Source organism: Kitasatospora sp. NPDC058492, from assembly GCF_042720685.1.
GTDB lineage: Bacteria > Actinomycetota > Actinomycetes > Streptomycetales > Streptomycetaceae > Kitasatospora.
This window is the reverse complement of sequence record NZ_JBHXMU010000040.1, coordinates 64,873-89,321: the sequence shown is the minus strand read 5'-3', so window position 1 is coordinate 89,321 and position 24,449 is coordinate 64,873. Positions and strand designations below refer to the sequence as shown.

The window sequence follows — 24,449 nt, the reverse complement described above, 5'->3', positions numbered from 1 at the left end:
AACCAAATGGGCGGCGGGCCCGCCGCGAGCACTCGCGGCGGGCCCTCCTGCATGATCGTTACTGCGTGGGACTACTGCGGCGGGATGACCGAGGTCATCCACTCGAAGATGCTCGGCACCATGGTCTTCCACAGCTCGGTGGTGTGCGGGCCGTTGCTCTCCTGGACCTGCACCTTGGTCGGCTCCTTGGCCGCCGCCGCGATCGCCTGGCCGTCCTCCAGACCGTCGCCCTTCTTGCCGCTGATGTAGAGGCTGACCTTCGGCGGCTGCTGGGCGCTCTTGAGGATGTTGACCGGGTTGTTGGCCTCGCGCAGCTTCGGGTCCTTGCCGACCAGGGAGTCGTTCTCGGACGCCGGGTCGTTGTAGCCGGACATCGAGATCGCGGCCCGGTACCGGTTGGGGTGCGCCAGGGACAGCTTGGCCGCGCAGTGGGCGCCGGCCGAGTAGCCGGCGATGCCCCAGCGGTCCGGGGACGGGTCGGCGCGGAAGTTGTCCATGATCATCTGCGGGACGTCCCGGGTGAGCCAGGCGTCGGCGTTGATCTTGCCGGGGATGTCGGTGCAGCCGGCGTCCTGGTGGTTGCCGAGGAGCAGGGTGCGCGGCGAGACCAGGATGAACGGGGAGACCTTGCCCTGCTGCATCAGCGGCTTGAGCTGCTCGGAGACCTTGAGGGTGCCGTACCAGGTGGAGGAGGAGCCCGGGTAGCCCGGGATCAGCTCGACCACCGGGAACTTCTTGTCCTTGAACGCCGGGTCGTTGTACTGCGGCGGCAGCCAGACCAGGACCTCGCCGTCGACTCCGGACACCTGGCCCTTGAGCTCGGTCTTCTGGACGTCGCCGGGCACCGCCGGGTCGCCCACGCCGGCGAACTTCTGGAGCGCCTTCGGCGGCTGCTTGGCCGCGTCGCCAGCGCCCTGGCCGGCGCCGTCCTTGCCCGCGGCGCCGCCCTGGTCGGCCGGCGCCACCTGCGGCACGGCCCGGACGTGGTCGCCGGTGCCGAGCAGGTCGTCCCAGTTGCCGTAGATCAGGTTGGCGTTGTTGACCATCACGAAGACCATCAGCACGGCCGTGATCTGGCAGAACATGATCATGACGAGCCTGGACAGGATCCGCACCGGGTTCGGCCCGCGGACCTTGCCCCAGTACAGGAGCGCCACCGCGATGGACACCGGCACCAGGATGACGGTGAGGATGAAGAATGGCGTACCTGTCAGTTGCATCAAGTTCTCGTATCCGGGTTGCTGGCCGCCCGAGCCCCACTCGCCCGAACGCACTCCAATGGCATTGGACGGCGCTGAACCGATGATCGGTTGCCATCCGAATCTGTGCGGAACCTGAGAGGAACATCACGTTTCCTGTGATGTTCCTGTTTCGGGTCGGCGCTAAGTCTGCCACCCGGACGGCCGTCGTCCGGACGAGATGTCCAGCGAACTTCCAGGAAGGTCCCCCGGGGCACCTTACCTCCCGCGTCGCGGGCGCCGCCGGGCGAGGCGGTGTCATCCACGTGCCGCCCGGCCAGAGAGACTAGGGGGATGAGCACAACCCGCTTTCGCCCGTCCCGCCGCTTCTGGCCCGTCTGCGCCCTCCTGGCACTCGCGGTCACAGCGGCCGGTTGCAGCAGTACCGGAGGCCGCCGTGCCGAGGAGGCCCGCGCCAAGGCGTCGGCCGCCGGCGGCAGCGCCGTCACCACCCCGCGCTGGAAGGTCGCCATGGTGACCCACGCCGGGGCCGGCGACGCCTTCTGGGACAGCGTGCGCAAGGGTGCCGAGCAGGCCGCCGCCAAGGACAACATCACCTTCCTGTACTCCAACGACGCGCAGACCCAGAACCAGGTCCAGCTCGTCCAGGCCGCCATCGACCAGAAGGTCGACGGCCTGCTGGTCACCCTCGCCAAGGGCGACGCCATGGCCGACGTCCTCGGCAAGGCCAAGGCCGCCGGCATCCCCGTGATCACCGTCAACTCCGGCCAGGAGTACTCCGCCAAGTTCGGCGCGCTCACCCACATCGGCCAGGACGAGTCCACCGCCGGCCAGGCGGCCGGCACCGAGCTGGCCGGCCGCGGCCGCAAGAACGTGCTCTGCGTCATCCACGAGCAGGGCAACATCGGCCAGGAGCAGCGCTGCTCCGGCGCCCAGTCCAAGGCCGGCGGCGCCTTCCAGGTGCTGTACGTGGACGGCGTCAACATGCCCGACGCCCGCGCCGCGATCTCCGCCAAGCTCCAGGCCGACCCGGCCATCGACACCGTGCTCACCCTCTCCGGCCCGATGGCCGCCACCGGCCTCCAGGCCGTCCAGGACGTCCACCGCGCCGTCGAGCTCGACACCTTCGACCTGGGACCGCAGGTGGTGGCCGGCCTCAAGTCCGGTTCCGTCGGCTTCGCCGTCGACCAGCAGCCCTACCTCCAGGGCTACGAGGGCGTCGACCTGCTCTGGCTGTACAAGTCCAACCTGGACATGCTCGGCGGCGGCAAGCCCGTCGCGACCGGCCCGCAGATCCTGACCAAGGACGACGCCGACGCGCTCGCCGAGTACGTCGCGAGGGGGACCAGGTGAGCACCACCGACGTCCTCGCCCAGGACCGCCCGGCCGCGCTGCGCCGTCTGCTCGCCCGCCCCGAGCTCGGCTCGCTGATCGCCGCCGTCGCGGTGTTCACCGTCTTCGCGGTGGCCGCCGAACCCTTCCTGCGGGTCTCCTCGCTGGGCACCGTGCTCTACGCGGCGTCCACCATCGGGATCATGGCCGTCCCGGTCTCGCTGCTGATGATCGGCGGCGAGTTCGACCTGTCGGCGGGCGTGCTGGTCACCACCGCCGCGCTGACCTCCTCGATGGTCTCCTACCAGTTCACCGCGGTGACCTGGGTCGGCGTGCTGGTCTCGCTCGCCGTCACCCTGGCCGTCGGCGCCTTCAACGGCTGGATGCTCGGCCGCACCCGGCTGCCCAGCTTCATCGTCACCCTCGGCACCTTCCTGATGCTGACCGGTGCCAACCTCGGCGTCACCAAGCTGGTCTCCGGCACCGTCTCCACCAAGCCGATCTCCGACATGGAGGGCTTCGCCGCCTGCCGTTGGCTGTTCGCCTCCGAGGTCACCGTCGGCGGACTGACGATCAAGGCCACCGTCTGGTGGTGGCTCGGCCTGCTCGCGGTCGGCAGCTGGGTGCTGCTGCGCACCCGCTTCGGCAACTGGATCTTCGCCGTCGGCGGCGACGCGGACGCCGCCCGCGCGGTCGGCGTGCCGGTCGCCCGCACCAAGACCCTGCTCTACCTCGGCGTCGGCTTCGGCGCCTGGGTGCTCGGCCAGCACCTGCTGTTCTCCTTCGACACCGTGCAGTCCGGCGAGGGCGTCGGCAACGAGCTGATCTACATCGTCGCGGCCGTCATCGGCGGCTGCCTGATCACCGGCGGCTACGGCTCGGTGGTCGGCTCCGCGCTCGGCGCGCTGATCTTCGGCATGGCCAGCAAGGGGATCATCTACGCCCAGTGGAACCCGGACTGGTTCAAGTTCTTCCTCGGCGCGATGCTGCTGCTCGCCGCCCTGCTGAACGCGTACGTCAAGCGCCAGGCCGAACGGGGGCCCCGATGAAGACCGAACTGCTCGCCCTGGAGGGCGTCGGCAAGAGCTACGGCACCGTCCGCGCCCTCCAGGACGTCTCGCTCACCCTGCACGCCGGCGAGATCAGCTGCGTGCTCGGCGACAACGGCGCCGGCAAGTCCACCCTGATCAAGATCATCTCCGGGCTGCACCGGCACGACGAGGGCACCTACACCGTCGGCGGCGAGGAGGTCCGGCTCGACTCCCCGCGCCAGGCCCTGGACCGCGGCATCGCCACCGTCTACCAGGACCTCGCCGTCGTCCCGCTGATGCCGGTCTGGCGCAACTTCTTCCTCGGCTCCGAACAGGGCCACCGCCGCTGGGGCGGCCTGCGCCTGGACGCCGAGGCGATGCGCGCCACCACCCGCGAGGCGCTCGCCCGGATGGGCATCGACCTGCACGACGTGGACCGCCCGATCGGCACCCTCTCCGGCGGCCAGCGCCAGTGCGTGGCGATCGCCCGGGCCGTGCACTTCGGCGCCAAGGTGCTCATCCTGGACGAGCCGACCGCGGCGCTCGGCGTCAAGCAGTCCGGAGTGGTGCTCAAGTACGTCACCGCCGCCCGCGACGCCGGGCTCGGGGTCGTCCTGATCACCCACAACCCGCACCACGCGTACCTGGTCGGCGACCACTTCACCCTGCTCAAGCGGGGCCGGATGGCCGGCAGCCACCCGCGCACCGAGATCGGCCTCGAACAGCTCACCACCGAGATGGCCGGCGGCTCCGACCTCGCCGAACTCTCGCACGAGCTGGCCCGGCCCACCGAGCCTGAGCCCCGCACCGAGCCTGAGCCCCGCACCGAGCCTGAGCCCCGCACCGAACCCCGGCCCCGCACCGACCCCGAGCCCCGCACCGACCCCGAGCCCCGCACCGACCCCGAGCCCCGTCCTGACCCCGAGCCCCGTGAGGAGCGTCCGTAGCCGTGACCAGCCCCCAAGGCAGCACCCGGCCGGCCGTCCTGCCCACCCTGCTCGGCCTCGGCCCCCGCGCCGAGCGCCGCCGCCGCGCCCTGCCCGCCGGGATACTGCGACTGCCCACCATCGGCGTCGACATCGGCGGCACCAAGGTGGTCGCCGGAGTGGTCGACGGCGAGGGCACGGTGCTGGAGAAGCTGCGCACCGACACCCCCGACAAGAGCAAGAGCGCCAAGGTCGTCGAGAACGTCATCGTCGACCTGGTGCTGGAGCTCGCCGACCGGCACGACGTCCATGCCGTCGGCATCGGCGCGGCCGGCTGGGTCGACGCCGACCGCTCCACGGTGCTGTTCGCCCCGCACCTGAACTGGCGGGGCGAGCCGCTCCAGCAGGCGCTCAGCGAGCGGCTGCGCTTCCCGGTGATCGTCGAGAACGACGCCAACGCCGCCGCCTGGGCCGAATGGCGCTTCGGCGCCGGGCGCGGCGAGGACCACATGGTGATGCTCACCCTGGGCACCGGCATCGGCGGCGCCGTCGTCCGCGACGGCTACGTCGACCGCGGCAAGTACGGCCTGGCGGGCGAGTTCGGCCACATGCAGGTGCTGCCCGGCGGCCACCGCTGCCCGTGCGGCAACCGCGGCTGCTGGGAGCAGTACTCCTCCGGCAACGCGCTGGTGCGCGACGCCCGCGAACTCGTCGCCGAGGAGTCCCCGGTGGTTCAGCCGCTGCTCGCCCGGGCCGGCGGCACCGTCGAGGGCATCACCGGACCGCTGGTCACCGAGGCCGCCCGGGCCGGCGACCCGACCGCCACCGAACTGCTCTACGAGGTCGGCACCTGGCTCGGCGTCGGCATCGCCAACCTGGCCGCCGCGCTCGACCCGGGCCGCTTCGTCATCGGCGGCGGCGTCTCCGAGGCCGGCGACCTGCTGCTCGGCCCGGCCCGGGACACCTTCCGCCGCACCCTCACCGGGCGCGGCTTCCGGCCCGAGGCCAGCATCGTGCACGCCGCACTCGGCAACGAGGCCGGCCTGGTCGGCGCCGCCGACCTCGCCCGGCAGGTCGCCCGCCGGTTCCGCACCATCAAGCGGCGCCGGGTCGAGCGCAGCGGCGTCTGACCGTCCTCTCCCCGATCGCGTCGGCCGCGTCAACTACCGGTTGGTAGCGGTGCGGTGTGATTGTCGGGATCATGCCTCCTGTGAGACAACGGAGTTGACGTCGACTCAGGAGGACTCGGATGAGGGCTCTGGCCCGGATCGCACCACCGCTGCTGCTCGCCACCGCCCTGGTCTGGTCCTGCGCCGGGCCGGCCGGGGCGGCGGGGGCGGCCCCGCCGCCGAAGGCCCCCGAGGCGGTGGGCCGGGGCGGAGCTGTGGCCAGCGTCGACGCCGACGCCACCGCGGCCGGCATCGAGGTGCTGCGCAAGGGCGGCAACGCGGTCGACGCGGCGGTCGCGACCGCGGCCGCCCTCGGCGTCACCGAGCCCTACTCCTCCGGCATCGGCGGCGGCGGGTACTTCGTCTACTACGACCACGCCACCGGCCGGGTGCACACCATCGACGGCCGCGAGGTGGCCGGCCGCACCGCCGACAGCGGGCTGTTCCTGGAGGACGGCAAGCCGCTGGCCTTCGCCGACGCCGTCACCAGCGGCCTGTCCGTCGGCGTCCCCGGCACCGCCGCCACCTGGGACACCGCCCTGCGCCAGTGGGGCACCCGCACGCTCGCCGACGCCCTCAAGCCCGCCGAGCGGATCGCCGACGACGGCTTCGTCGTCGACCAGACCTTCCACGGCCAGACCGCCGACAACTACGACCGGTTCAAGGACTTCCCGGACACCGCCAAGCTCTACCTGCCCGGCGGCAAGCCCCCCGAGGTCGGCACCGTCCTGCGCAACCCCGACCTCGCCGCCACCTACCGGCTGCTCGCCAAGGACGGCGTCAAGGCCTTCTACCAGGGCGACCTCGGCAAGGACGTGGCCGACACCGTCCAGCACCCGCCGGTCGACCCGGCCTCCGGCCGCAAGGCCCGCCCCGGCAAGATCGACACCGCCGACCTCGCCGCCTACCAGGTCCGCCGCCAGGCGCCCACCCACGTCCCGTACCGGGACTACGACGTCTACTCCATCGCCCCCTCCAGCTCCGGCGGCACCACCGTCGGCGAGGCGCTCGGCATCCTGGAGGACGGCGACCTCGGCGCGTACAGCGACACGCAGTACTACCACCACTTCCTGGACGCCTCCCGGATCGCCTTCGCCGACCGCAACCGCTGGGTCGGCGACCCGGCCTTCGGCGACGTCCCCACCAAGGAACTGCTCTCCGCGCGCTACGCCGCCTCCCGGGCCTGCCTGATCAGCCCCGACCGCGCCCTCACCAGCCCGCTCGCCCCCGGCGACCCGCGCCACCCCGCCGACTGCGCCGAGGCCGGCCCCGCCGTCGCCGAGCCCTACGAGGGCCCCAACACCACCCACCTCAGCGTGGCCGACCGCTGGGGCAACGTCGTCTCCTACACCCTCACCATCGAGCAGACCGGCGGCAGCGGCATCACCGTCCCCGGCCGCGGCTTCCTGCTCAACAACGAGCTCACCGACTTCGACTTCACCCCCCTCACCCCGGGCGTCCCCGACCCCAACCTGCCCGGGCCGGGCAAGCGGCCGCGCTCCTCGATCTCCCCGACCATCGTGCTGCGCGACGGCGAACCGCTGCTGGCCACCGGCAGCCCCGGCGGCGCGACCATCATCACCACCACCCTCCAGGTGCTGCTCGGGCGGCTCGACCGGGGCCTGAGCCTGGAACAGGCCATCGCCGCACCGCGCGCCAGCCAGCGCAACACCGTCGCCACCCAGGCCGAGCCCGGCTTCCTGGCGCTGCCCGAACGGGCCGCCCTGGAGGCGCTCGGGCACAGCTTCACGTCCGTCGCCGAGATCGGCGCCGCGACCGGCGTCGAACGGCTGCCGGACGGGCGGTGGGTGGCCGCGGCCGAACCGGTCCGGCGCGGAGGCGGCTCCGCGGCGGTGGTCCGGCCCACGGGCTGACCGGGCCGCAGGCCGGCCGGGCCGCGCTGTCGGTGCCGGGCGGTATGTTCGGGGTGGGCGTCCCCTCGGGGGGTGCCCACCCCTCGTCTTGACCGGACCGCCCGTCCGTACCGAACCGCCCGTCCGTACCGAACCACCGGGAAGGCCGCCCGCCGTGACCGTCCGCATCGCCACCTGGAACATCAACTCCGTCACCGCGCGGCTGCCCAAGCTCCTGGAGTGGCTGGAGAGCGCCAAGCCCGACGTGCTCTGCCTCCAGGAGCTCAAGTGCGCGGCCGACGCCTTCCCGTACGAGGAGGTGCGCGCCCTCGGGTACGAGACGGCGGCCCACGGCACCGGCCGGTGGAACGGCGTCGCGATCGTGTCCCGGCTCGGCCTGGACGACGTCGTGCGCGACCTGCCCGGCCAGCCCGGCTACCTCGCCGACGGCGCCCTGCTGCCCGACGTCGAGCCGCGCGCCGTCGCCGCCACCTGCGGCCCGGTCCGGGTCTGGTCGGTCTACGTGCCCAACGGCCGCGAGGTCGACCACGCCCACTACCGCTACAAGCTGGAGTGGCTGCAGGCGCTGCGCACGGCCGCCACCGAGGACGCCGCCGGGCCCCGCCCGTTCGCCGTCCTCGGGGACTTCAACATCGCTCCCGCCGACGAGGACGTCTACGACGTCGCCGCCTTCGAGGGCCTCACCCACGTCACCCCCGCCGAGCGGGCGGCGCTGGAGGCCCTCGGCGAGGTGGGCCTGCACGACGTGGTGCCGCGCCCGCTCAAGTACGACCGCCCCTACACCTACTGGGACTACCGCCAGCTGGCCTTCCCCAAGAACCGGGGCATGCGGATCGACCTCACCTACGCCAACAAGCCCTTCGTGGACGCCGTCACCGACAGCTATGTGGACCGCGAGGCCCGCAAGGGCAAGGGCACCTCGGACCACGCGCCGGTCGTGGTGGACCTCGACCTGTGAATCACCCTGGGTGAGGGGCGGTAACCCGAACGGTCCCGACCGGTGGCCGGGTCCGGGCGGGCTGCCTACTGTCGGGCATAACCGGGTGCAGTTGTTCGACCACGTGGACATCGGAGTCCCCCCGGCTGCGCCCGAGAATCCCGGAGGTTCCGGCATGCGCCCCATGCGTACGGCCGCCGCCGCCCTGATCGGCGCGACGGTGCTGACCGGCCTGACGGCCCCCCTTGCATCCGCCAGGGACGGCTCGGCCTCGGTCAGCCCGCCCCAGGCCGCACCGGGCCAGACCGTGAAGCTCACGGTCTCCTGTGAGAAGTCGGACAAGCCCGACGCCAAGACCATCACCGCCCACTCCGCCGCGTTCGAGGGCGGTCCGGCCACTCTCACCCTGGGCTCCGACGGCAAGCACAGCGGCTCGGCCCGGCTGGCCGGCCAGCACTCCGGGGACAACAAGATCGACGGCACCTGCCCGGACGGCGGGGCGTTCTCCACCAAGGTCGCGGTCGCCGGCGTCCCGGTCGCCGGCTCCGACAAGGGCTCTGACAAGGGCTCCGAGAAAGGCCCTGAGAAAGGCCCCGAGAAGGGTCCTGAGAAAGGCCTCGGCGACTGGGGCAAGGCGGCCGGCGAGTGGGCGGGTTCGCTCGGCCAGTCCGGCGCCGGCGGCCAGCAGGTCGCCCCGCACGGTGCCGTCAACACCGGCCTCGGCGGTTCGGTCGCGGCCGATCCGGCGGAGCTGGCCGGGGGCCTGGCCCTGGTGGCGGGCGGCGTCGGAGGCTTCTGGCTGCTGCGGCGGCGCGGTGCCTGATGGGCACCGCGCCTTTTTGTCTTTCCCGCGCGCCGTCGGACCCTGACCGGGCCGGCGGCGCACAGGCGTGTCAGCCGGCCTGCGGCGCGGGCTTGCGCTGCTGCTGAGGCCCGTGCCCGAGTTCGTGCCCGTGCTTGTGCTCGTGCCCGTGCTTGTGCCCGAGTTCGTGCTCGTGCTCGTGCCGGAGGGTGCCGCTGGCCAGCAGGTACTGGGCCAGGACGTACGTCGCCATGATCCAGAACTGGTGCCCCGGCAGCTCCCGCCACTTCGCCAGTTGGGTGGCGATCAGCGTGTCGGACAGCAGGAACAGCGCCCCGCCCAGCCCGGTCCGCCAGCCCAGCCCGGCCGAGGTGACGGCCGTGGAGGCGAGCAGCAGGCTGTAGCCGGCCACCGGGATCCGCAGGTCCCCGAGGTCCGGCCAGAGCTGCCCGACCATGGCCGCCCAGGCGGTTGCGTACGCGGCCGCCACCACCAGGGCCCGCCGACGGTCGGTCAGCGCCCCGCGCCGGACGAACATCGTCACGTAGCAGATGTGCGCCGCCGCGAACGAGCCCATCCCGGCCAGGAACGCGGTGTCGTTCTTCAGCTGGAGCAGCACGTCCCCGCCCGCGCTCAGCAGCAGCGCCGGGGCCAGCGGCTTCGGTGCCCGCCGCCCGGCGCCGGCGGCCGCGGCGACGCTGTGCGCGGCCAGCAGCGGCATCAGGGCCGGCTTGGTGGCGTTCTGCAGCACGGACGCGCCGGAGGCGATCGCGCCCAGGTGCGTCGCCGAGGCGGCCGCGAAGCCGCCGAGCAGACCGGCGGCCGAGCGCAGGCGGCCGCCGAGGACGGCACGGGTGGTCGTACGGATGCTCATGCGGCTGCTGACCTCCGGGGTCGGGCGGTGGGGGAGTGGGACGAACCCTAGGCGACCCGTCGGTGCGGCGGAAGAGCGGGTTACCGGCGCGTAACCCGGGCGGCGCGGGGCGGGTGACGGCGCGGCGCCGGGTGCGGGCCGGTGGGTGGCGTAGCGGAGGGCCGCCGGTCACTTCGGCGCGCGGCCGGTTGCTGCCACCGGGTGACCCGGCCACCGTCTAGTCTGGTCCCCGACATGGAGCAGCAGGAGTACGCGGTCGGCGCCACCCGGGTGGCCACCGGCAGGCCGGACGGGCGCACGGGCGGGACGGGGCGGAGGGCCACCGACGCCCTCCTCGCCGTACGCGAACCCGCAGCCGGGGCGGCGCCCGAAGCCGTGTCCGGCCCCCTTGCTGACGCCGCGCCGACCAGGCCCGCCCCCGAGCCGGGCGCCGCTTCCGCGCTCTCGTCCGACCCGGGCCTGCTCCGGCTCGCCCACTGGTTCGCCACCGCCACCCCCGGCACCGCCGACGACCTGTGCGCCGCCTCCTTCGGCCTCTACCCGGCCCGCCATCTCGGCGCCCCCGCCGAAGCGGCGCCCGACGCCGACGTCAGCTGGTGGCACGGCCCCACCGCGCACGCCACCGCCACCCCGCGCTCCCGGGAGCCCCGCCCCGTCGGCGGTCTGCGCCGCGCCCGGCGGGACGCCTCCGCACTGCCCGTCGTCCGGTCAGGCGCCAAGCCGGGCAGGCCCGGAAGGCACCGCAAGCCCGAGCGCACCCGCCCGGTGCCGGGCGCGCAGGATCGCTCCGGCCAGGACCTTCCGATACCGGCCCCCGCCCCGGCCCTGCCCGCCGCGGACGTCTCGGCCCCGGCCCTGCCCGCCGTCGACCTGCCCGCCGCCGAGCGCCGGATCGCCGCCCGGCTGCTGCTCGCCCACCCGCTGGTCACCGCCTCCGGCCCGCACGCCGACGGCTTCCCGCTGATCCGCCGTCACCGCGACTGGCTCGTCGAACGCTTCGACGCCCTGCTCGGCTACCGGCTCGTCGTCGGCCCCTGGCACGCCCGGCTCTGCAAGGCCGGCCTCGGCCCCGGCGCCGCCCGCCGCCTCGAACACCCCGCGACCGGCGCCCCGTTCACCCCCGCCGGTTACGCCCAACTCGCCCTCGCCCTCGCCCTGTTGGTCGACGCCCCCGAGCAACTGCCGTACGGGCGGCTGCTCGACGCCATGCGCGCCGCGGCGCCGGGCCTCGCCGCCGGCCCGGCCGACCGCGCGATGGCCCTCGCCGCGCTCGCCGACTGGCAGGTCCTCGGCGACCTGCCGGCCGGCGGGGCCGACCCGGCAGACCCGGCCGCCCGGGCCGCCGTACTGACCGTCGACCGCGAGCTCGCCCGCGCCGTCCCGGCCGGCCCGCCCGCCCTCGCCGACGACGCCGCCGACCTGATCCGCCGCGCCGCGGACGCCGAACCCGCCACCGCCGTGCGCCGCCTGCTCGCCGAGACCCCCGCCGTCCTCGACGCCGACCTCCCCGAGGACCGGCGCGCCTGGCTGCACGAGCACCGGCTGAGCGGCCCGGCCGCGCTCGCCGACTTCCTCGGCCTGGAGACCGAGCTGCGGACCGAGGGCGTCGCCCTGCTCGACCCGGCCGACGAGCTCACCGACCTCGTCTTCCCCGGCGCCGGCCCCCTGCCGCAGGCCGCCCTGCTGCTCCTCGAACGCCTGGTCGAGGAAGTCCGCCCGCTGCCCGGCGAGACCACCACCGGCGGCGACGTCCCGATCCCCGACGCGCTGATAGACGGCCTCCTCGGCGACATCGCCGACGAGTACGGCCTCCCGGCCCGCTGGCGCCGCGACTACCTCGCCGACCGCACCGCGCTGCGCCGCGACGCCCTCGACCTGCTCCACAACCTCGGCCTGATCACCCCCACCCCCCGCGGCAGCCGCCCCCCGGGCTGGCTCCTGCGCCCGCCCGCCGCCCGCTACGCCCCGGCCCCGGACCTCCACCCCGTCCCCGGCACCGGCCGCCACTCCCGCCCCGCGCCGGCCGGGGCCCGGGAGCAGCGGCGCGCCTGAGGCCGGTCCGCCGCCCCGCTGCGCCGTCGCGCTCCGCTCCGCTGCCCCGCTCCGCCGTCGCCGGAAAGGCGGAAGCACCGCGTCCGGGGGCGGACGGCGGTGCTGAGGGGGTGGATCGGACGGCCTGTCGGTTTCCTTCTCGCCGGTCGCTTTCTCGCGGGTCACTTCCTCGCGGTGGCCGTGGTGGCGGCGATGGTGTCGTGCTGGACGGTCTCGACGGTGGCGCCGACGCCGAAGGTGCCGAGGGCGATGGAGGCGAGGACGGCGGTGGCGGCGAGGAGGCGGCGGTGGCGCCGGGGGAGCGGGAAGCGCGGTTCCTGGTAGGGCGCCTGAGGGCTGGCGTTCATGACAGGGAGGGTCCCAGGGTGGTGTGAACGGTCGGTACGCGCGGGTGAAGTCCGGGCGGGGGTTGGGCGTCGGTTGGCCGCGTACGCCCCACCTGCACGGGTGGGGCGTACGCGCTGGTCAGCGGCGTGGTGTGCGTTCGGCGAGGGCCTCGCCGACGGCGACCCGGACGGCGTCGCGCAGGCCGTGCACGGGGTGCAGGCGGGACGGGCCGGCCGCCGGGTCCTCGCGGAGCTCCTTCACCAGGGACACGCAGAGCAGCAGCATCACGACCACGAACGGCAGCGCGACCAGGATCGTCGCGTTCTGCAGCGCGGTGAGCCCGCCGGCCAGCAGCAGGGCGGCGGCGACCCCACCCATCAGCACGCCCCAGACGACCACGAGCCAGGTGCGCGGGTGCAGCGAGCCGCGGCTGGAGAGCGAGCCGAGGACGAGGGAGGCGGAGTCGGCGCTGGTGATGAAGAAGGTCATCACCAGCAGCACGGCGACGACGCTGGTGGCGGAGCCGAGCGGCAGCGCGCGCAGCATCTCGAACAGCGAGGCCTCCGCGCCCTTCGGGATGGTCGCGACCAGGTCGGCCGCGCCGGTGGAGGCCAGCCGGATCGCGGTGCCGCCCATCACGCAGAACCAGATCACGGTGGCCCCGCTGGGGACCAGCAGGACGCCGATCAGGAACTGCCGGATGGTGCGGCCGCGGGAGATGCGGGCGATGAAGGTGCCGACGAAGGGGGCCCAGGAGAGCCACCAGGCCCAGTAGAAGATCGTCCAGGAGCCGAGCCAGCTCTCGTCGGTGAAGGCCCCGGTCTGGGTGGACATGCCGAGCAGGTCGGAGAGGTAGCCGCCGACGGTGGAGGGGATCGCGTCCAGCGTGAACACCGTCGGGCCGAACACGAAGACGAAGAGCATGATCAGCGAGGCCAGGACGACGTTCGCGGTGGAGAGCCACTTGACGCCCTTGTGGACGCCGGAGAAGGCGGAGAGCACGAAGGCGGCGGTCAGCGAGCCGATGATGATCAGCTGGGCGTTCTGGGTGTTGCGCACGGAGGTGATGTAGCCGAGGCCGTCGGCGACCTGGAGCGCGCCGAGGCCCAGGCTGGTGGCGGAGCCGAAGACGGTGGCGAAGACGGCCAGCAGGTCGATCGCGCGCCCGGGCCAGCCGTCGGCGCCGCGCTGGCCGATGAGCGGGACGAAGGCGGCGGAGATGCGGTTGCCGCGGCCCTTGCGGAAGGTGGTGTAGGCGAGGGCGAGGCCGCCGACGGCGTAGATCGCCCACGGGTGCAGGGTCCAGTGGAACAGCGAGAACTCCAGGGCCTGCTGGGCGGCGGCCGCGCTCTGCGGTTCCAGGCCGGAGCCGGGTTGCGGGGTGGCGAACAGTTGGAGCGGCTCGCCGACGCCGTAGAACATCAGGCCGATGCCCATGCCGGCGCTGAACATCATGGCGACCCAGGCGAGGGTGGAGAACTCGGGTTCGTCGTCGTCGCGGCCGAGCCGGATGCGACCGAAGCGGCTGAAGGCGAGCAGCACGGTGAGGACGAGGAAGACGTCGGCGGCGACCACGAACAGCCAGCCGAAGTTGTGCAGGACCCAGCCGAGCGCGCTGCTGGAGGTCCGGCCGAGCGAGTCCTCGGCGAACACGCCCCAGGCGACCACGGCCAGCACCAGGGCGGCGCTGATCCCGAACACCGCCCGGTCGGCGGGCAGGGTCGCGGCGGGTTCGTCGGGCTCCTCCGCGCGTTGGTCGGGCTGCGGCGGCTGGCTGCTCATCGGGTGGACTCTCCTACCTCGGGGGCGGACGTGGGCTTCGGCGACATCGGCGGATTAAAGCTGCATGTCGCACTATGTCCAGTTCGTGCCGCGAGGGGCGGGAGGGCGCGCCGGGGAGGCGGTGGGTGGGGACTTACGTCCCGTCAGGCCGGGTGCTCATGGGCCGGGGCGTGCGCGGCGAGCCGGAACCACGGGCGGAAGCCGTCCGGCGCCGGGGAGTTGGGCCGGCTGTCGCGTCGGACAGGGTCAGGGCCGGTGGGTGCCGGACGGGACCTCGTACGGCGCCGGGTACGGCGTCTCGTACGGGTTCAGCACCAGCCGCACCACGTCCTCCAGCCGCCGCCGGGCGTCGCCGAGGGTGGTGCGGCCGGTCACCCAGGCGGTCAGCTCGCCCTGCCAGGCGTGGGCGACGATGTGCCGCACCAGGTCGCTGGCGGCGGCCGGCACCTCGGCCGTCACCGCCTGGAGGGCGGTGCTGTCGGCCCGGGCCATGCCCTGCAGGGTCTCGCTGGCGAACGGATCGGTGGAGGCGGCGACGGACACCCGCAGCCGGGCCAGCTCGGGCTGGCGCTGGTAGGCCCGCATCCCGCCGCGGACGAAGCGGACCGCCCGGTCGGTGGCCCCCAGCCCGGCGCGCGGACCGCGCAGTTCCGCCACCAGGTCGGCCAGCAGCAGGCGGTGCCACTCGGCGATCGCCGCCGCCAGCAGGTGGTCCTTGGAGGAGAAGTAGCGGTACGCCGTCCCCAGGGCGACTCCGGACCGCTCGCAGACCTGTTTCATCTGCAGCCGTTCGACGCCGATCTCGTTCACCAGGGCGAGCGCGGCCGCGATCAGGCTTCCGCGGCGTTCGAGCTGACGCGGAGACATCGCCTCCACCGGCCGTGGTGACAGGTCAACCTTGGTCACCCGCACCATGATACGGGCCGGGGCCGCTCAGGAGTATGACGCCGACCGGCCCCCTTGCGTTCGCCGTGCGGTCACCGTCGCCGGGCCCGTCCCGCGCCGTCCCGTTCTGTCCCGGGTCGGCGCAGTCGGTGGATCAGCGCAGCCGACGGATCAGCGACTCCTGCACGGCGGAGGCGACCAGCCGCCCGTCCCGGTCGTAGAACTCGCCGAGCGACAGCCCCCGGCCGTCCGAGGAGGACGGGCTGCGCTGGGCGAACAGCAGCCACTCGTCGGCCCGGAACGGGCGGTGGAACCACATCGCGTGGTCGAGCGAGGCGATCAGCAGCCGGGGCGGCTCGGTGCGCTGGAAGAAGTTCGGCTGCTCGTGCAGGCCGGCGGTGGAGGCCAGCGTGAGGTCGGACAGGTAGGTGAGCGCGCAGACGTGCAGGAGCGGGTCGCCCTCGGGCAGCGGGGAGGCGATGCGCAGCCAGACGAACTGCTGCGGCATCCCCGGCACGGACGCCGGCACGCCCGGCGCGTCCGGCGGGACGAAGCGCAGTTCGAGGTCGCGGAAGCCGCCGGTGCCGGTGATCGCCGCGCGCAGGGCCGGATCCCAGAGCGAGAAGGCGTCCGGCAGGGCCTCCGGCCCGGGCAGCGGCGGCATCGTGCGGTGGCGGTCGGTGGCGGTCTCGGGGCGCTTGAAGGAGGCGGAGAGGGTGAAGATCGCGTTCTGGTTCTGCACCGCCGTCACCCGGCGGGTGGTGTAGGAGACGCCCTCGCGGACCCGTTCGACCTCGTAGCGGATCGGCTGGGACGGGTCGCCGGGCAGCAGGAAGTAGCCGTGCAGCGAGTGCACCGCGCGCGGGCCCTCGCAGGTGCGGCCGGCGGCGGTGAGCGCCTGCGCGGCGACCTGCCCGCCGAACGCGCGCATCGGCGCCCCGGCGTGGCAGTGGCCCCGGAACGTGTTCTCGTGCAGTCGTTCCAGCTCCAGCAGTCCGGCGAACGAGCCGGCCGGGCGGTCGGCCCGGATTTCCTGTTCTGTCAGGTCGGTCACGGGCCCATAGTGGCAGAATCCCGCCGCGCCGCGGTGTGACCTGGGTAACGCCCCGGGGCTCCGGAGCCCGGTAGAACCTGTTCCAGTGCGGTCGCGGCCCGACGGATTGTCAGTGCCCTCACCTAGCGTGTTCGACATGACGCAATCCGCACACGCGTACGCCTATCTGCGCCCGTCCGCCGTCCTCGACGGCGCCGACGGCCGGCACCTCGACCTGGCCACCTCCGGCGGCGCCACCCCGCTCGGGGAGGCGGCCAACCCGCGCTTCTTCGCGGGCTTCCTGGCCGACCCGGCGCCGGCCGCCGCCGCGCTGCTCGCCGTCGCGGACGTCGCCGCCGCGCGGTACTACCAGCCGCAGCTGCGCTCCTCGCTCGACCCGGTGGTCACCGCCAACGGGGACCGGCTGCGCTTCGAGTCGTTCTCCGGCTGCTGCGGCGTCTACGCCCGGCTCGACGTGCTCCAGGCCGGCCTCGACGGCGACGAGATCGGCCACGGCACCACCAACGTGGACGTCAACAACCCGCTGCGGGAGGCCCTGACCAGGATCGGCCCGAGCGACCCGCTGCACCTCGCGGTCGGGCCGGACGCGCTGGAGGTCACCAGCTTCGACGGGCCGCTGGTCGAGAAGAAGGTGCCGCTGCCGCAGCGCTGGCTGCGCGGCTTCGCCGAGACCCAGGTCGTCGCCGCCGGCTTCGACCTGCGCGCCGAACTGCCCGCCGCCGAGGCGGTCCGCTTCCTGCGCTCGCTGCCGCGCGGCGGCCGCTCCAGCACCGCCTGGGTCGTCCCGGCCGGGCGGACGCTGCGGCCCACCACCCGGCCGGTGCCCGGCGCCGTCTGCCTGCCCGGGCCCGACCGGCTGGTGGCGCTCCAGCGGGTGCTGCGGCACGCGCTCGCCCTGCGGGTGTACGGCCCGGTCGCCGCCACCGGCCCGGCCGCCTCGGCGTGGGAAGTGGTCCTGCCCGGCATGCGGCTCACCCTGACCCTCTCGCCCGACGCCTCCCGGGGCTTCTCCGGCGAGGGCGGGGTGCTCGGCGCGCTCGCCACCGGCACCGCCGAGCAGGACGCCGACCTCGTCGCGGTGCTGCTCGCCTGGGAGCCGCGGATCGAGGTCGCCGACCTCGCCGAGCAGTCCGGGCTCAGCCACGAGCGGGTCCGCGCCGCGCTCACCCGGCTCGGCACCGCCGGGCAGATCGGCTACGACACCGCCGAGGCCGCCTACTTCCACCGGCAGCTCCCGTACGACGCCGGGCGGGCCGAGGCCGCCAACCCGCGGCTGCGCGCCGCCCAGGCCCTGGTCGCGGCGGGCGCGGTGCGGCTGGAGCCGGGCGGCACGACGGCCGTCGTCACGGTGGACGACCACATCCAGCGGGTGCGTACGGACGAGGCGGGGCGCCTCGGCTGCACCTGCCTCTGGTGGGCCAAGTACCGTGGCGGGCGCGGTCCGTGCAAGCACGCGCTGGCGGTCGCGATGGTGCGGGAGGCGGCCCAACGGGCGGTCGGGGAACAGGTTCCGGCGGTCCCGACGGTCTCGACGGTTCCGACGGCGGATAAGGGGGTCCAGGCATGAGCGCGGCGGCAGGGGGGTCGGAAGCGGTGCGGGGCGCGACGGCGGTGGCGCCGATACCGGAGGCGGTGCGGGGCGAGGCGGCGGTCGAGGACCTGCTCGCCGCCGTCCGGGGCGGGCGGATGCCGCAGATACCGGCGCTGGTCGCCGCGCTGGACCAGACGCAGCGCCGGGACTGCCTGCTCGCGTTGAAGGCGCTGCGCAAGGAACTGCGCGACGAGTGGTCGAAGGAGGCGCTCGCCACCAGGGGCGCCCTGCTGCTGGCCGGCGCCGGCTGCCACCCCGGCCCGGCCGGGGCCGCCACCTGGCTCGGCGCCCGCGACTTCACCTCGCTCGGCTGGGCCCGCCACCCGGCGGTGGGCCAACTCGTCGCGGCGCAGCCGGTGGAGTGGCAGATCGAGGTGGCCACCCGGCTCGCCGCCCGGCCGGCGCCGAGCTGGGGCTGGGCGCTGTACCCGGTGATCGAGGCCGTGGTGCGCCGCACCGGCTGCGCGGTGCCGCAGAGCGAGCCCTTCGTCCGCGAGTGGATGGAACGCCAGCGCCGGGGCAGCGGCGCACGGCCCACCCTGGTCGAGCTGCTGCGGGCCGACGCGTTCACCCCGCTGCTGCTGCCCCGGGTGTTCGAACTCGCCGACATCGGTGGCGCGGTGTCCTTGCGGTTCAGCCCCCGCCCCGGGGACGCCTTTACGGAGGCGATCGCCGAACTCGCCGCCGCCGGCGACCTGGACCGGGCCGACCTGATCGACCGCTGCCTGGCCCGGCTGCTGCGCGGCGGCAAGCCGGCCGACCAGCGCTTCTTCCTCGACGTGCTGCGGGCCCTCGCCCCGACGCCGCAGGAGTACGCCGCCCGGGTGCGGGACGTGCTGCCGCTGCTGGACGGGCTGTCGGTGGTCGCCGGGCACGCCCAGGAGGTGCTCGCCGGGCTGGACGAGGCCGGGCTGATCGAACCCGAGGTGCTGGTCGAGTCCTCCGCGGTGGTGCTGTTCCGGGCCGAGAAGAAGCTCGTCCGCGCCCAACTCGGCTGGCTGGAGCGGGCGGCCCGGCGCGAGCCCGGGCGGTCCGGGCCGGTGGTGCTCGCGGCCGCCGAGGCGTTCGGGCACCCGGACCAGGCCGTCCAGGAGCGGGCGCTGAACGTGGTGGCCCGGCACCTGCGCGCGGCCGGGGAGGCCGTCCTGCCCGAACTGCGGCTCGCCGCCGAGGTGTTGAACCCCGCCCACCACCAGCGCGCCGGCGAACTGTTCGGCGCACCGGTCGGTGGCGACGGCGACGGCGACCCGGACACCGGGTGGAACGAACTCCTCCCGCCCGCCCCCCAGCCCCTCCCGCTCGGCCCGCCGATCGCCTCGGCGGCCGAACTCGCGCAGGAGCTGTCCGCCCTGCTCGCCGCCGACGAGCCGGAGCCGACGGTCTTCGAGCGCGTGCTGGACGGCCTGGTCCGCCAGGCCCACCAGGACCGGGCGGCGCTCGCCGAGGCGCTGGAGCCGGTCCGGCGGGTCCACCCGTGGAGCGGCGTCGACCGCTGGCGCGACTGCTCGCCCCGGGACGTCCTCCACGTCGTGGCCGCGGTGGCCGGCGAGACGCCGCCGCACCGGTTCTGGGACTTCCTCGGCGGCAAGGGCCGGTCCCCGCTGCGCGGCCAGAACAACACCGCGCAGGGCACCGCCCTCGCCGCCCGGCTGGAGGAGGCCGCCTGGCAGGTGACCGCGAACCGGCCGCCCTACCTGCTGGCCATCCCGACCGACACCACCGGCGCGATCGACCCCGGCACGCTGGTCGAACGCCTCGCCGGGTACCAGGCGGCGGGCGTCACCCCCGGCCGGGCCGACCTGTGTGCGGCCCTGCTGCGGGTCGGCCCCCGCGCCGACGCCGGGGTGCTGCGCGCCGCCGAGGCGCTCACCTCGCCGTCCGGGCGGTGGGCCGCCCAGTGGCTGCGCACCGGCGGCCTGCCCGACCAGCCGTCCGAGCGGGTGCTGTTCGCCCCCGGCCGGGGCTCGAAGCACGGCCACCAGTACGCGGACCGCTGGTGGGAGGACGTCCGGCGGGTGGCCGTCGCCCAACCCGGCATCGGAGCCGGCCCGAAGGGCCCGGACGGCGAGCGGCTCGCCCCCGAGTTCCGGGCGCTGCTGGAGGGCACCGAGCCGAGCGTGGCCCGGGCCCGCAAGGTGGGCGACTGGACGTGGCGGCCCACGGCGCACTGGGCCGCGATGCTCCCCTGGCACCGGGAGGAACTGGCGGCCCGGTGGCTCGACCACTTCGCCGCCGGCGCCGACCGGGACGAGCGCGGCGCGGGCCGGCTGCTGCCCGCCCTCGCCGAGGCCGGCGGCCCGGCCGGGCTCGCCCTGCACCTGGCGCTGGCCTACGGCCTGGGCGCCCGGCACACCGAGGACCGGACGGCGGCCGTCGACGCCCTGCTGGTGCTCGCCGCCCGCGGCGAGCTGGACGGCGCGCAGCTCGGCCGCGAACTCGGCGCGCTGGTCGACTGCGGCACGGTGAAGCCCAACCGGCTCGCGGCGGCGCTCACCCTGGCCGCCGGGACGGGCGCCTACGGCACGGTCTGGTCGGTGCTCGGGCCCGCGCTGCCGGCCCTGCTGGGCGGCGAGGGCACGCCCGCCCGGGGCCTCGGCGACCTGCTCGCCCTCGCGGCGGACTGCGCCCGGCGCACCGGCGCCCGGGGGCCGGTGGCCGAGGTGACGGCGGTGGCGGAGCAGGGCGGATCGAGCCGGCTGGTCAAGGAGGCCCGCGCACTGCGGGACGTCCTGGCGGGGTGACGCCGCGGTCGGTCCTGGGCCCAGGCGGTGGGCGGGACTTCCGTCCGCCGCCCCGTCCCGCAGGTGGCAGCGAACAGGTGGCTGCGGACAAGTGGGCGAACAGGTAACAGCAAACAGATAACAGCAGACAGATGACAGATAACAGATAACAGATTTCAGCGAACAGATTTTGAAATCTGTTCGCTGAAATCCGTCGCCCGGTCCCGGACCGGCACCGCGCTGCGGTCCCGGACCAGCGGCTCGATGCCGCGAGGCGTGGCCGCGACCGCGCGCCACCACAGCCGCAGCGCGGGCGGGTCGACCGGTTCGAAGGGCTTGCCGGGCCGGGGCACCGCCAGCCGGGCGCCGAGCGCCTGGGCAGCCGCGACCACCCGTTCGGCGGGCTCTTCCCAGGGGTGCGTCGCCAGGTTGAAGGTGCACCAGTGGATCGGCAGCAGCAGATCGCCGCCGAGGTCCAGGTGGGCCCGGACGCCCTCCTCGGGCGTCATGTGCACCTCGGGCCAGAAGTCGCTGTACGCGCCGACCTGCATCAGCGTCGCGTCGAACGGCCCGAGCCGGCGGCCGATCTCGGCGAAGCCCGGGAAGTAGCCGGTGTCCCCGCTGTGGAAGATCCGGTGCCCGCCGCCGGCCACCACCCAGGACGCCCAGAGGAACAGCGCGCTGGTGCGCGGGCCGCGGCTGCAGTAGTGCCGGGCCGGGGTGGCGGTGAGGGTGAGCCCGGCGATCTCGGCCGACTCCCACCAGTCGAGTTCGGCGATCCGCCGGGTCGGTACTCCCCAGCGCTCCAGGTGCGCGCCGACGCCGAGCGGGACGGCGAACACCGCGTCCGTCCCGATCAGCGCGCGGATGGTGGCCATGTCGAGGTGGTCGTAGTGGTCGTGGGAGATCACCACCACGTCCACCGGCCCGAGTTCGGACAGCGGCAGCGGCATCGGGTGCAGCCGTTTGGGCCCCGTCCAGGCGAACGGCGAGCAGCGCTCGCCCCACACCGGGTCGATCAGGACCCGCCGCCCGCCGATCTCGGCGAGCACGGTGGCGTGGCCGAGCCAGGTGAGTCGCAGTCCGGAGTCCGGCGGCAGGGCGAGGTCGACCGGGAGCAGCCGGTGCACGGGTACGGCGGCGGTCGGTGCCCGGCGGGTCTTGTCCCCGGTCAGTTGGGCGCGGGTGATCTCCAGCGGGCTGCGCTCGTAGACCAGGCGGCGGGTGGGCAGCGGGTTGCGGAAGGCGCCGTCGGCGAACTGCGGGGAGCGGTGGATCCGGGCCAGCCGTTCGCCCCGGGGTTCGGCACCGAAGGCCTCGGCCCGGACCAGGTGCCAGGCCGCGCGGGGCAGTCGGGCCAGGCCCGACCCGGTGCGGTTCGCGGTCGGGCCGAGGGCCGGGCTGGTGGTCGGGCTGTTGGTCGGCGGGGTGATGAACTGCGAGGACAGACCGGCGAGGCGGGAGAACCAGGGGGCGGGGCGGGGCAAGGCTCCTCCAAGGACGGTCACGGCTACCGGGCATGCCGGGGCGGGTATCCGGGCGACTGGTGGGGCCGCTGCGATACGACAACCATCTCGTCGGAGATTACTCGTCATGGGCCGTCCGGACCTGGTGAGCGGCCCCGCGCGGGCCAATCGGCGTACCCCGCCCGGCCGCGCGCCCAGGGCCACCGCCCGGCGCCGCTCCGCGTGGAGCCGCCCGGCGCCGCTACGCGTAGAAGCGGGTGATCGTCTCCGCGACGCAGTGCGGCTTGGCGCTCTCCGCGCTGGTGATCGTGAACCGCACCACCGCCTGGACCCCGCCCGGCACCTCGGTGGCCGAGACCAGTTCGGCGGTGGCCCGGATCGCGGTGCCCACCGGCACCGGCGCCGGGAAGCGCACCTTCTCCGAGCCGTAGTTCAGCGCCATGCGCACGCCCTCGACGCCGTAGCACTCCTTCGCCAGCACCGGGATCATCGACTGGGTCAGGTAGCCGTGCGCGATGGTCGAGCCGAACTGGCTCTCCTTGGCCCGCTCCGGGTCCACGTGGATCCACTGGTGGTCGCCGGTCGCCTCGGCGAACAGGTCGATCTGCCGCTGCCCGATGGTGTGCCACTCGCTGGTGCCCAGTTCGGTGCCGACGGCGGCGGTCAGATCGGCGAGGGAGGCGAAGCTCGTCACGGTGCGCTCCTGGGGGAGGGGTCAGGACGCCGGAAGCGTATGCGTACCCGCCGGTATCTGTCAGCGGTGCGGAACCGGGAACACCGGAACCCGGGAACCCGGGAACCCGGGAACCCGAGGGCGCGGCGGCCTGTGGGTGTTTCAGGACCGCAGCGCCCCGCGCCCCAGCGCGTCCTGCCCGGTCGGGAACAGCCGCCGGCCGCTGACCAGTTCCGGCACCAGCGCGACGAACAGCGGCTCCGGGTCCCCCACCCACGGCCGCAGGCCGGACCGCAGCACCCGCCGCACCTGCTCGGGCTCGCGCACCACGTCCGCCCGGCCGTGGACCAGCACGCTCCAGCCGGTCCGGGTGACCGGGTCCAGCAGGTCCGCCTGGAAGGCCACCACGGTGCCGTCAAGCCCGCGCGCGGTGGCACTTCCCCGGCGCACGGCGAGCACCAACCGCCCGTCCAGGACCTCGAAGGAGACCGGTAGCACGGCCGGCAGCGCGTGCTCGGTGTACACCACGCGCCCGACGGGCACGGTGCTGAGCAGCCGCAGGCACTCGGCCTCGCTCAGGGTCTCCACACGGTCCTCACGCTCCATGCGTCCGATCGTCCTCCGGTCGGCGCGCGCGCCGATAGGGCCCATGGTCCCTGAGCGGACGGGCCGGGAGCCCCGTCGGCGGCCGCCCGGGGCGGTAGCCTGCCCGGCGGCGGTACGGTACGCGCCCCTGCGCACCACGGCAGCGGCGGGCGCGGCGGGCGGTCCCGGGTGCGCCGGGGCCGGCATGGGAGGGGGCGTGCGGATGGCGGGCGGGGTCGACCTGGTGGTGATCGGGGCGAACGGCGGGCCCGATCGGGGCTTCGGGGGCTCGGCGCTGGCGCCGGACGGCGCCCGGTTGCTCGCGCGGGTGCTGCCCGGGATGTGCTTCGACGTCGGTGCGGCCGGCTGCCGGGTCACCGAGGTGGCGCCGGACGCGGACGCCAACGCGATGCTCACCGCCGTCCGGGAGGCCGCCCAGCACCCGGGCCGGTGGCTGGTGGTCTGCCTGGTCGGCCAGTTGGCGGTCGATCCGCGCGGGCGGCGGCTCGCCCTGGTGACCGGCGGCAGCACCGCCGACAACGCCTACCGGCGCGGCCTGGCCTGGGACTGGGTGGTCAGCGCGATGGTGCACGGTGGCCACGAGGAGGCCCTGCTGCTGGTCGACGCGGTGGCCGACCGGGACACCTGGGCGGCGTTGGAGCGCGGCGGCGGCGAGGACGGCGCGGGCGAACTGCTGGCCTACCCGCGTGTCCCGCTGTGGGGCCGGGTCGGCCGGTACACCCCGGGCAGACGCGGCCGGGACGCCGTACTGCCGGGTGGTGAGGGCTCGTTCAGCCATGCCCTGACCACCGTGCTGCGGCAGGGTGTCCCGGGCGCCCCGGCCGCCGTCGCCCCGCTGGATCTCCAGCCGTCCGTCGCCGCGCTGCTCGACGGGGGCGAAGCGCCGGGTGGTTCGGGTGCGCCGGGCGCGCGCCTGCTCGTTCCGCCGCAGGGCGGGCGCCTGTTGATGCGCAATCGGGCCGCGGTTCGGGGCGCATTGGCCGGATTGTCGCTTTCCGAAGAACTGTTGGCCGTTCTGTGGCGGGAAAGTGCCCCGACGGAACCGCCTTCCGCGTAAGGTCAGGTGGCCTGAGGTGTTGCCGTGATGGGGTGGGTTGGCGAAGAATCGATCCCCAGCGGAAACACCTGCGGGACGACGGAATTCTTCCG

General features: G+C 74.6%; 20 protein-coding genes. 11 read left to right on the top strand and 9 right to left on the bottom strand.

Features of this window, described 5'->3' with window-relative positions:
* Positions 1–71: 71 nt before the first annotated feature.
* Complete coding sequence (locus ACFWPI_RS25105; RefSeq protein WP_380379719.1) at positions 72–1,220, bottom strand: alpha/beta hydrolase; 1,149 nt, start codon at positions 1,218–1,220, stop codon at positions 72–74.
* A gap of 312 nt (positions 1,221–1,532) precedes the next feature.
* Between ACFWPI_RS25105 and ACFWPI_RS25100 the strand changes: the two genes are divergently transcribed.
* The 7 genes from ACFWPI_RS25100 to ACFWPI_RS25070 all read left to right on the top strand — a co-directional run bounded on the left by ACFWPI_RS25100 (position 1,533) and on the right by ACFWPI_RS25070 (position 9,291).
* Positions 1,533–2,552 carry a sugar ABC transporter substrate-binding protein gene (locus ACFWPI_RS25100; RefSeq protein WP_063350024.1) on the top strand — a complete coding sequence of 340 codons (1,020 nt, stop codon included), beginning with the start codon at positions 1,533–1,535 and terminating at the stop codon, positions 2,550–2,552.
* Positions 2,549–3,580: an ABC transporter permease gene (locus ACFWPI_RS25095; protein ID WP_063350025.1), complete on the top strand. Its 1,032-nt coding sequence runs from the start codon at positions 2,549–2,551 to the stop codon at positions 3,578–3,580. Before ACFWPI_RS25100 ends, ACFWPI_RS25095 begins: the two co-directional genes overlap by 4 nt.
* On the top strand, positions 3,577–4,509 hold the full coding sequence (locus ACFWPI_RS25090; RefSeq protein WP_380379715.1) for an ATP-binding cassette domain-containing protein: 933 nt from the start codon (positions 3,577–3,579) through the stop codon (positions 4,507–4,509). The genes ACFWPI_RS25095 and ACFWPI_RS25090 overlap by 4 nt, the downstream gene beginning before the upstream one ends.
* Before the next feature lie 2 nt (positions 4,510–4,511).
* Positions 4,512–5,618: an ROK family glucokinase gene (locus ACFWPI_RS25085; protein ID WP_063350026.1), complete on the top strand. Its 1,107-nt coding sequence runs from the start codon at positions 4,512–4,514 to the stop codon at positions 5,616–5,618.
* Positions 5,619–5,737: 119 nt separating this feature from the next.
* Positions 5,738–7,531: a gamma-glutamyltransferase gene (gene ggt / locus ACFWPI_RS25080; protein ID WP_380379712.1), complete on the top strand. Its 1,794-nt coding sequence runs from the start codon at positions 5,738–5,740 to the stop codon at positions 7,529–7,531.
* Between the two features lie 154 nt (positions 7,532–7,685).
* Positions 7,686–8,489 (top strand): exodeoxyribonuclease III, encoded by an 804-nt coding sequence (locus ACFWPI_RS25075; protein ID WP_063350028.1) that lies wholly within the window; start codon positions 7,686–7,688, stop codon positions 8,487–8,489.
* A gap of 154 nt (positions 8,490–8,643) precedes the next feature.
* The gene (locus ACFWPI_RS25070) at positions 8,644–9,291 is read left to right on the top strand and encodes a hypothetical protein (protein WP_380379709.1); all 648 of its coding nucleotides are present in this window, start codon (positions 8,644–8,646) and stop codon (positions 9,289–9,291) included.
* Positions 9,292–9,361: 70 nt separating this feature from the next.
* Here ACFWPI_RS25070 and ACFWPI_RS25065 read toward each other — a convergent pair whose 3' ends face one another.
* The gene (locus ACFWPI_RS25065) at positions 9,362–10,144 is read right to left on the bottom strand and encodes a lysoplasmalogenase (RefSeq protein WP_380379706.1); all 783 of its coding nucleotides are present in this window, start codon (positions 10,142–10,144) and stop codon (positions 9,362–9,364) included.
* A gap of 234 nt (positions 10,145–10,378) precedes the next feature.
* On the opposite strand from ACFWPI_RS25065, the gene ACFWPI_RS25060 reads away from it, so the two are divergent.
* On the top strand, positions 10,379–12,196 hold the full coding sequence (locus ACFWPI_RS25060) for a DUF2398 family protein (protein ID WP_380379704.1): 1,818 nt from the start codon (positions 10,379–10,381) through the stop codon (positions 12,194–12,196).
* 161 nt (positions 12,197–12,357) lie between these two features.
* Here ACFWPI_RS25060 and ACFWPI_RS25055 read toward each other — a convergent pair whose 3' ends face one another.
* The 4 genes from ACFWPI_RS25055 to ACFWPI_RS25040 form a co-directional block, all read right to left on the bottom strand.
* A complete protein-coding gene (locus ACFWPI_RS25055) occupies positions 12,358–12,543 on the bottom strand; it encodes a hypothetical protein (RefSeq protein WP_063350032.1) in 186 nt (61 codons plus the stop codon).
* Positions 12,544–12,661: 118 nt separating this feature from the next.
* Positions 12,662–14,305: a BCCT family transporter gene (locus ACFWPI_RS25050; RefSeq protein WP_063350033.1), complete on the bottom strand. Its 1,644-nt coding sequence runs from the start codon at positions 14,303–14,305 to the stop codon at positions 12,662–12,664.
* A 246-nt stretch (positions 14,306–14,551) separates the two neighbouring features.
* A complete protein-coding gene (locus tag ACFWPI_RS25045) occupies positions 14,552–15,211 on the bottom strand; it encodes a TetR/AcrR family transcriptional regulator (RefSeq protein WP_063351543.1) in 660 nt (219 codons plus the stop codon).
* Between the two features lie 133 nt (positions 15,212–15,344).
* Entirely contained in the window at positions 15,345–16,244 is a 900-nt protein-coding gene (locus tag ACFWPI_RS25040; RefSeq protein ID WP_380379700.1) for an acyl-CoA thioesterase, read from the bottom strand.
* A gap of 136 nt (positions 16,245–16,380) precedes the next feature.
* Between ACFWPI_RS25040 and ACFWPI_RS25035 the strand changes: the two genes are divergently transcribed.
* Both ACFWPI_RS25035 and ACFWPI_RS25030 read left to right on the top strand, forming a co-directional pair.
* Positions 16,381–17,811 carry an SWIM zinc finger family protein gene (locus ACFWPI_RS25035; protein WP_380379698.1) on the top strand — a complete coding sequence of 477 codons (1,431 nt, stop codon included), beginning with the start codon at positions 16,381–16,383 and terminating at the stop codon, positions 17,809–17,811.
* Positions 17,808–20,576, top strand: a complete 2,769-nt coding sequence (locus ACFWPI_RS25030; protein WP_380425032.1) for a DUF6493 family protein — start codon at positions 17,808–17,810, stop codon at positions 20,574–20,576. The genes ACFWPI_RS25035 and ACFWPI_RS25030 overlap by 4 nt, the downstream gene beginning before the upstream one ends.
* 155 nt (positions 20,577–20,731) lie before the next feature.
* Here ACFWPI_RS25030 and ACFWPI_RS25025 read toward each other — a convergent pair whose 3' ends face one another.
* From ACFWPI_RS25025 to ACFWPI_RS25015, 3 genes are all read right to left on the bottom strand, one after another.
* Positions 20,732–21,916 (bottom strand): MBL fold metallo-hydrolase, encoded by a 1,185-nt coding sequence (locus tag ACFWPI_RS25025; protein WP_380373971.1) that lies wholly within the window; start codon positions 21,914–21,916, stop codon positions 20,732–20,734.
* A gap of 346 nt (positions 21,917–22,262) precedes the next feature.
* On the bottom strand, positions 22,263–22,715 hold the full coding sequence (locus tag ACFWPI_RS25020; protein ID WP_063350035.1) for a MaoC family dehydratase: 453 nt from the start codon (positions 22,713–22,715) through the stop codon (positions 22,263–22,265).
* A gap of 141 nt (positions 22,716–22,856) precedes the next feature.
* Complete coding sequence (locus ACFWPI_RS25015; RefSeq protein ID WP_063350036.1) at positions 22,857–23,300, bottom strand: pyridoxamine 5'-phosphate oxidase family protein; 444 nt, start codon at positions 23,298–23,300, stop codon at positions 22,857–22,859.
* Between the two features lie 202 nt (positions 23,301–23,502).
* Between ACFWPI_RS25015 and ACFWPI_RS25010 the strand changes: the two genes are divergently transcribed.
* Positions 23,503–24,357, top strand: coding sequence for a hypothetical protein (locus ACFWPI_RS25010; protein WP_063350037.1), 855 nt, complete (start codon positions 23,503–23,505; stop codon positions 24,355–24,357).
* Positions 24,358–24,449 lie beyond the last annotated feature (92 nt).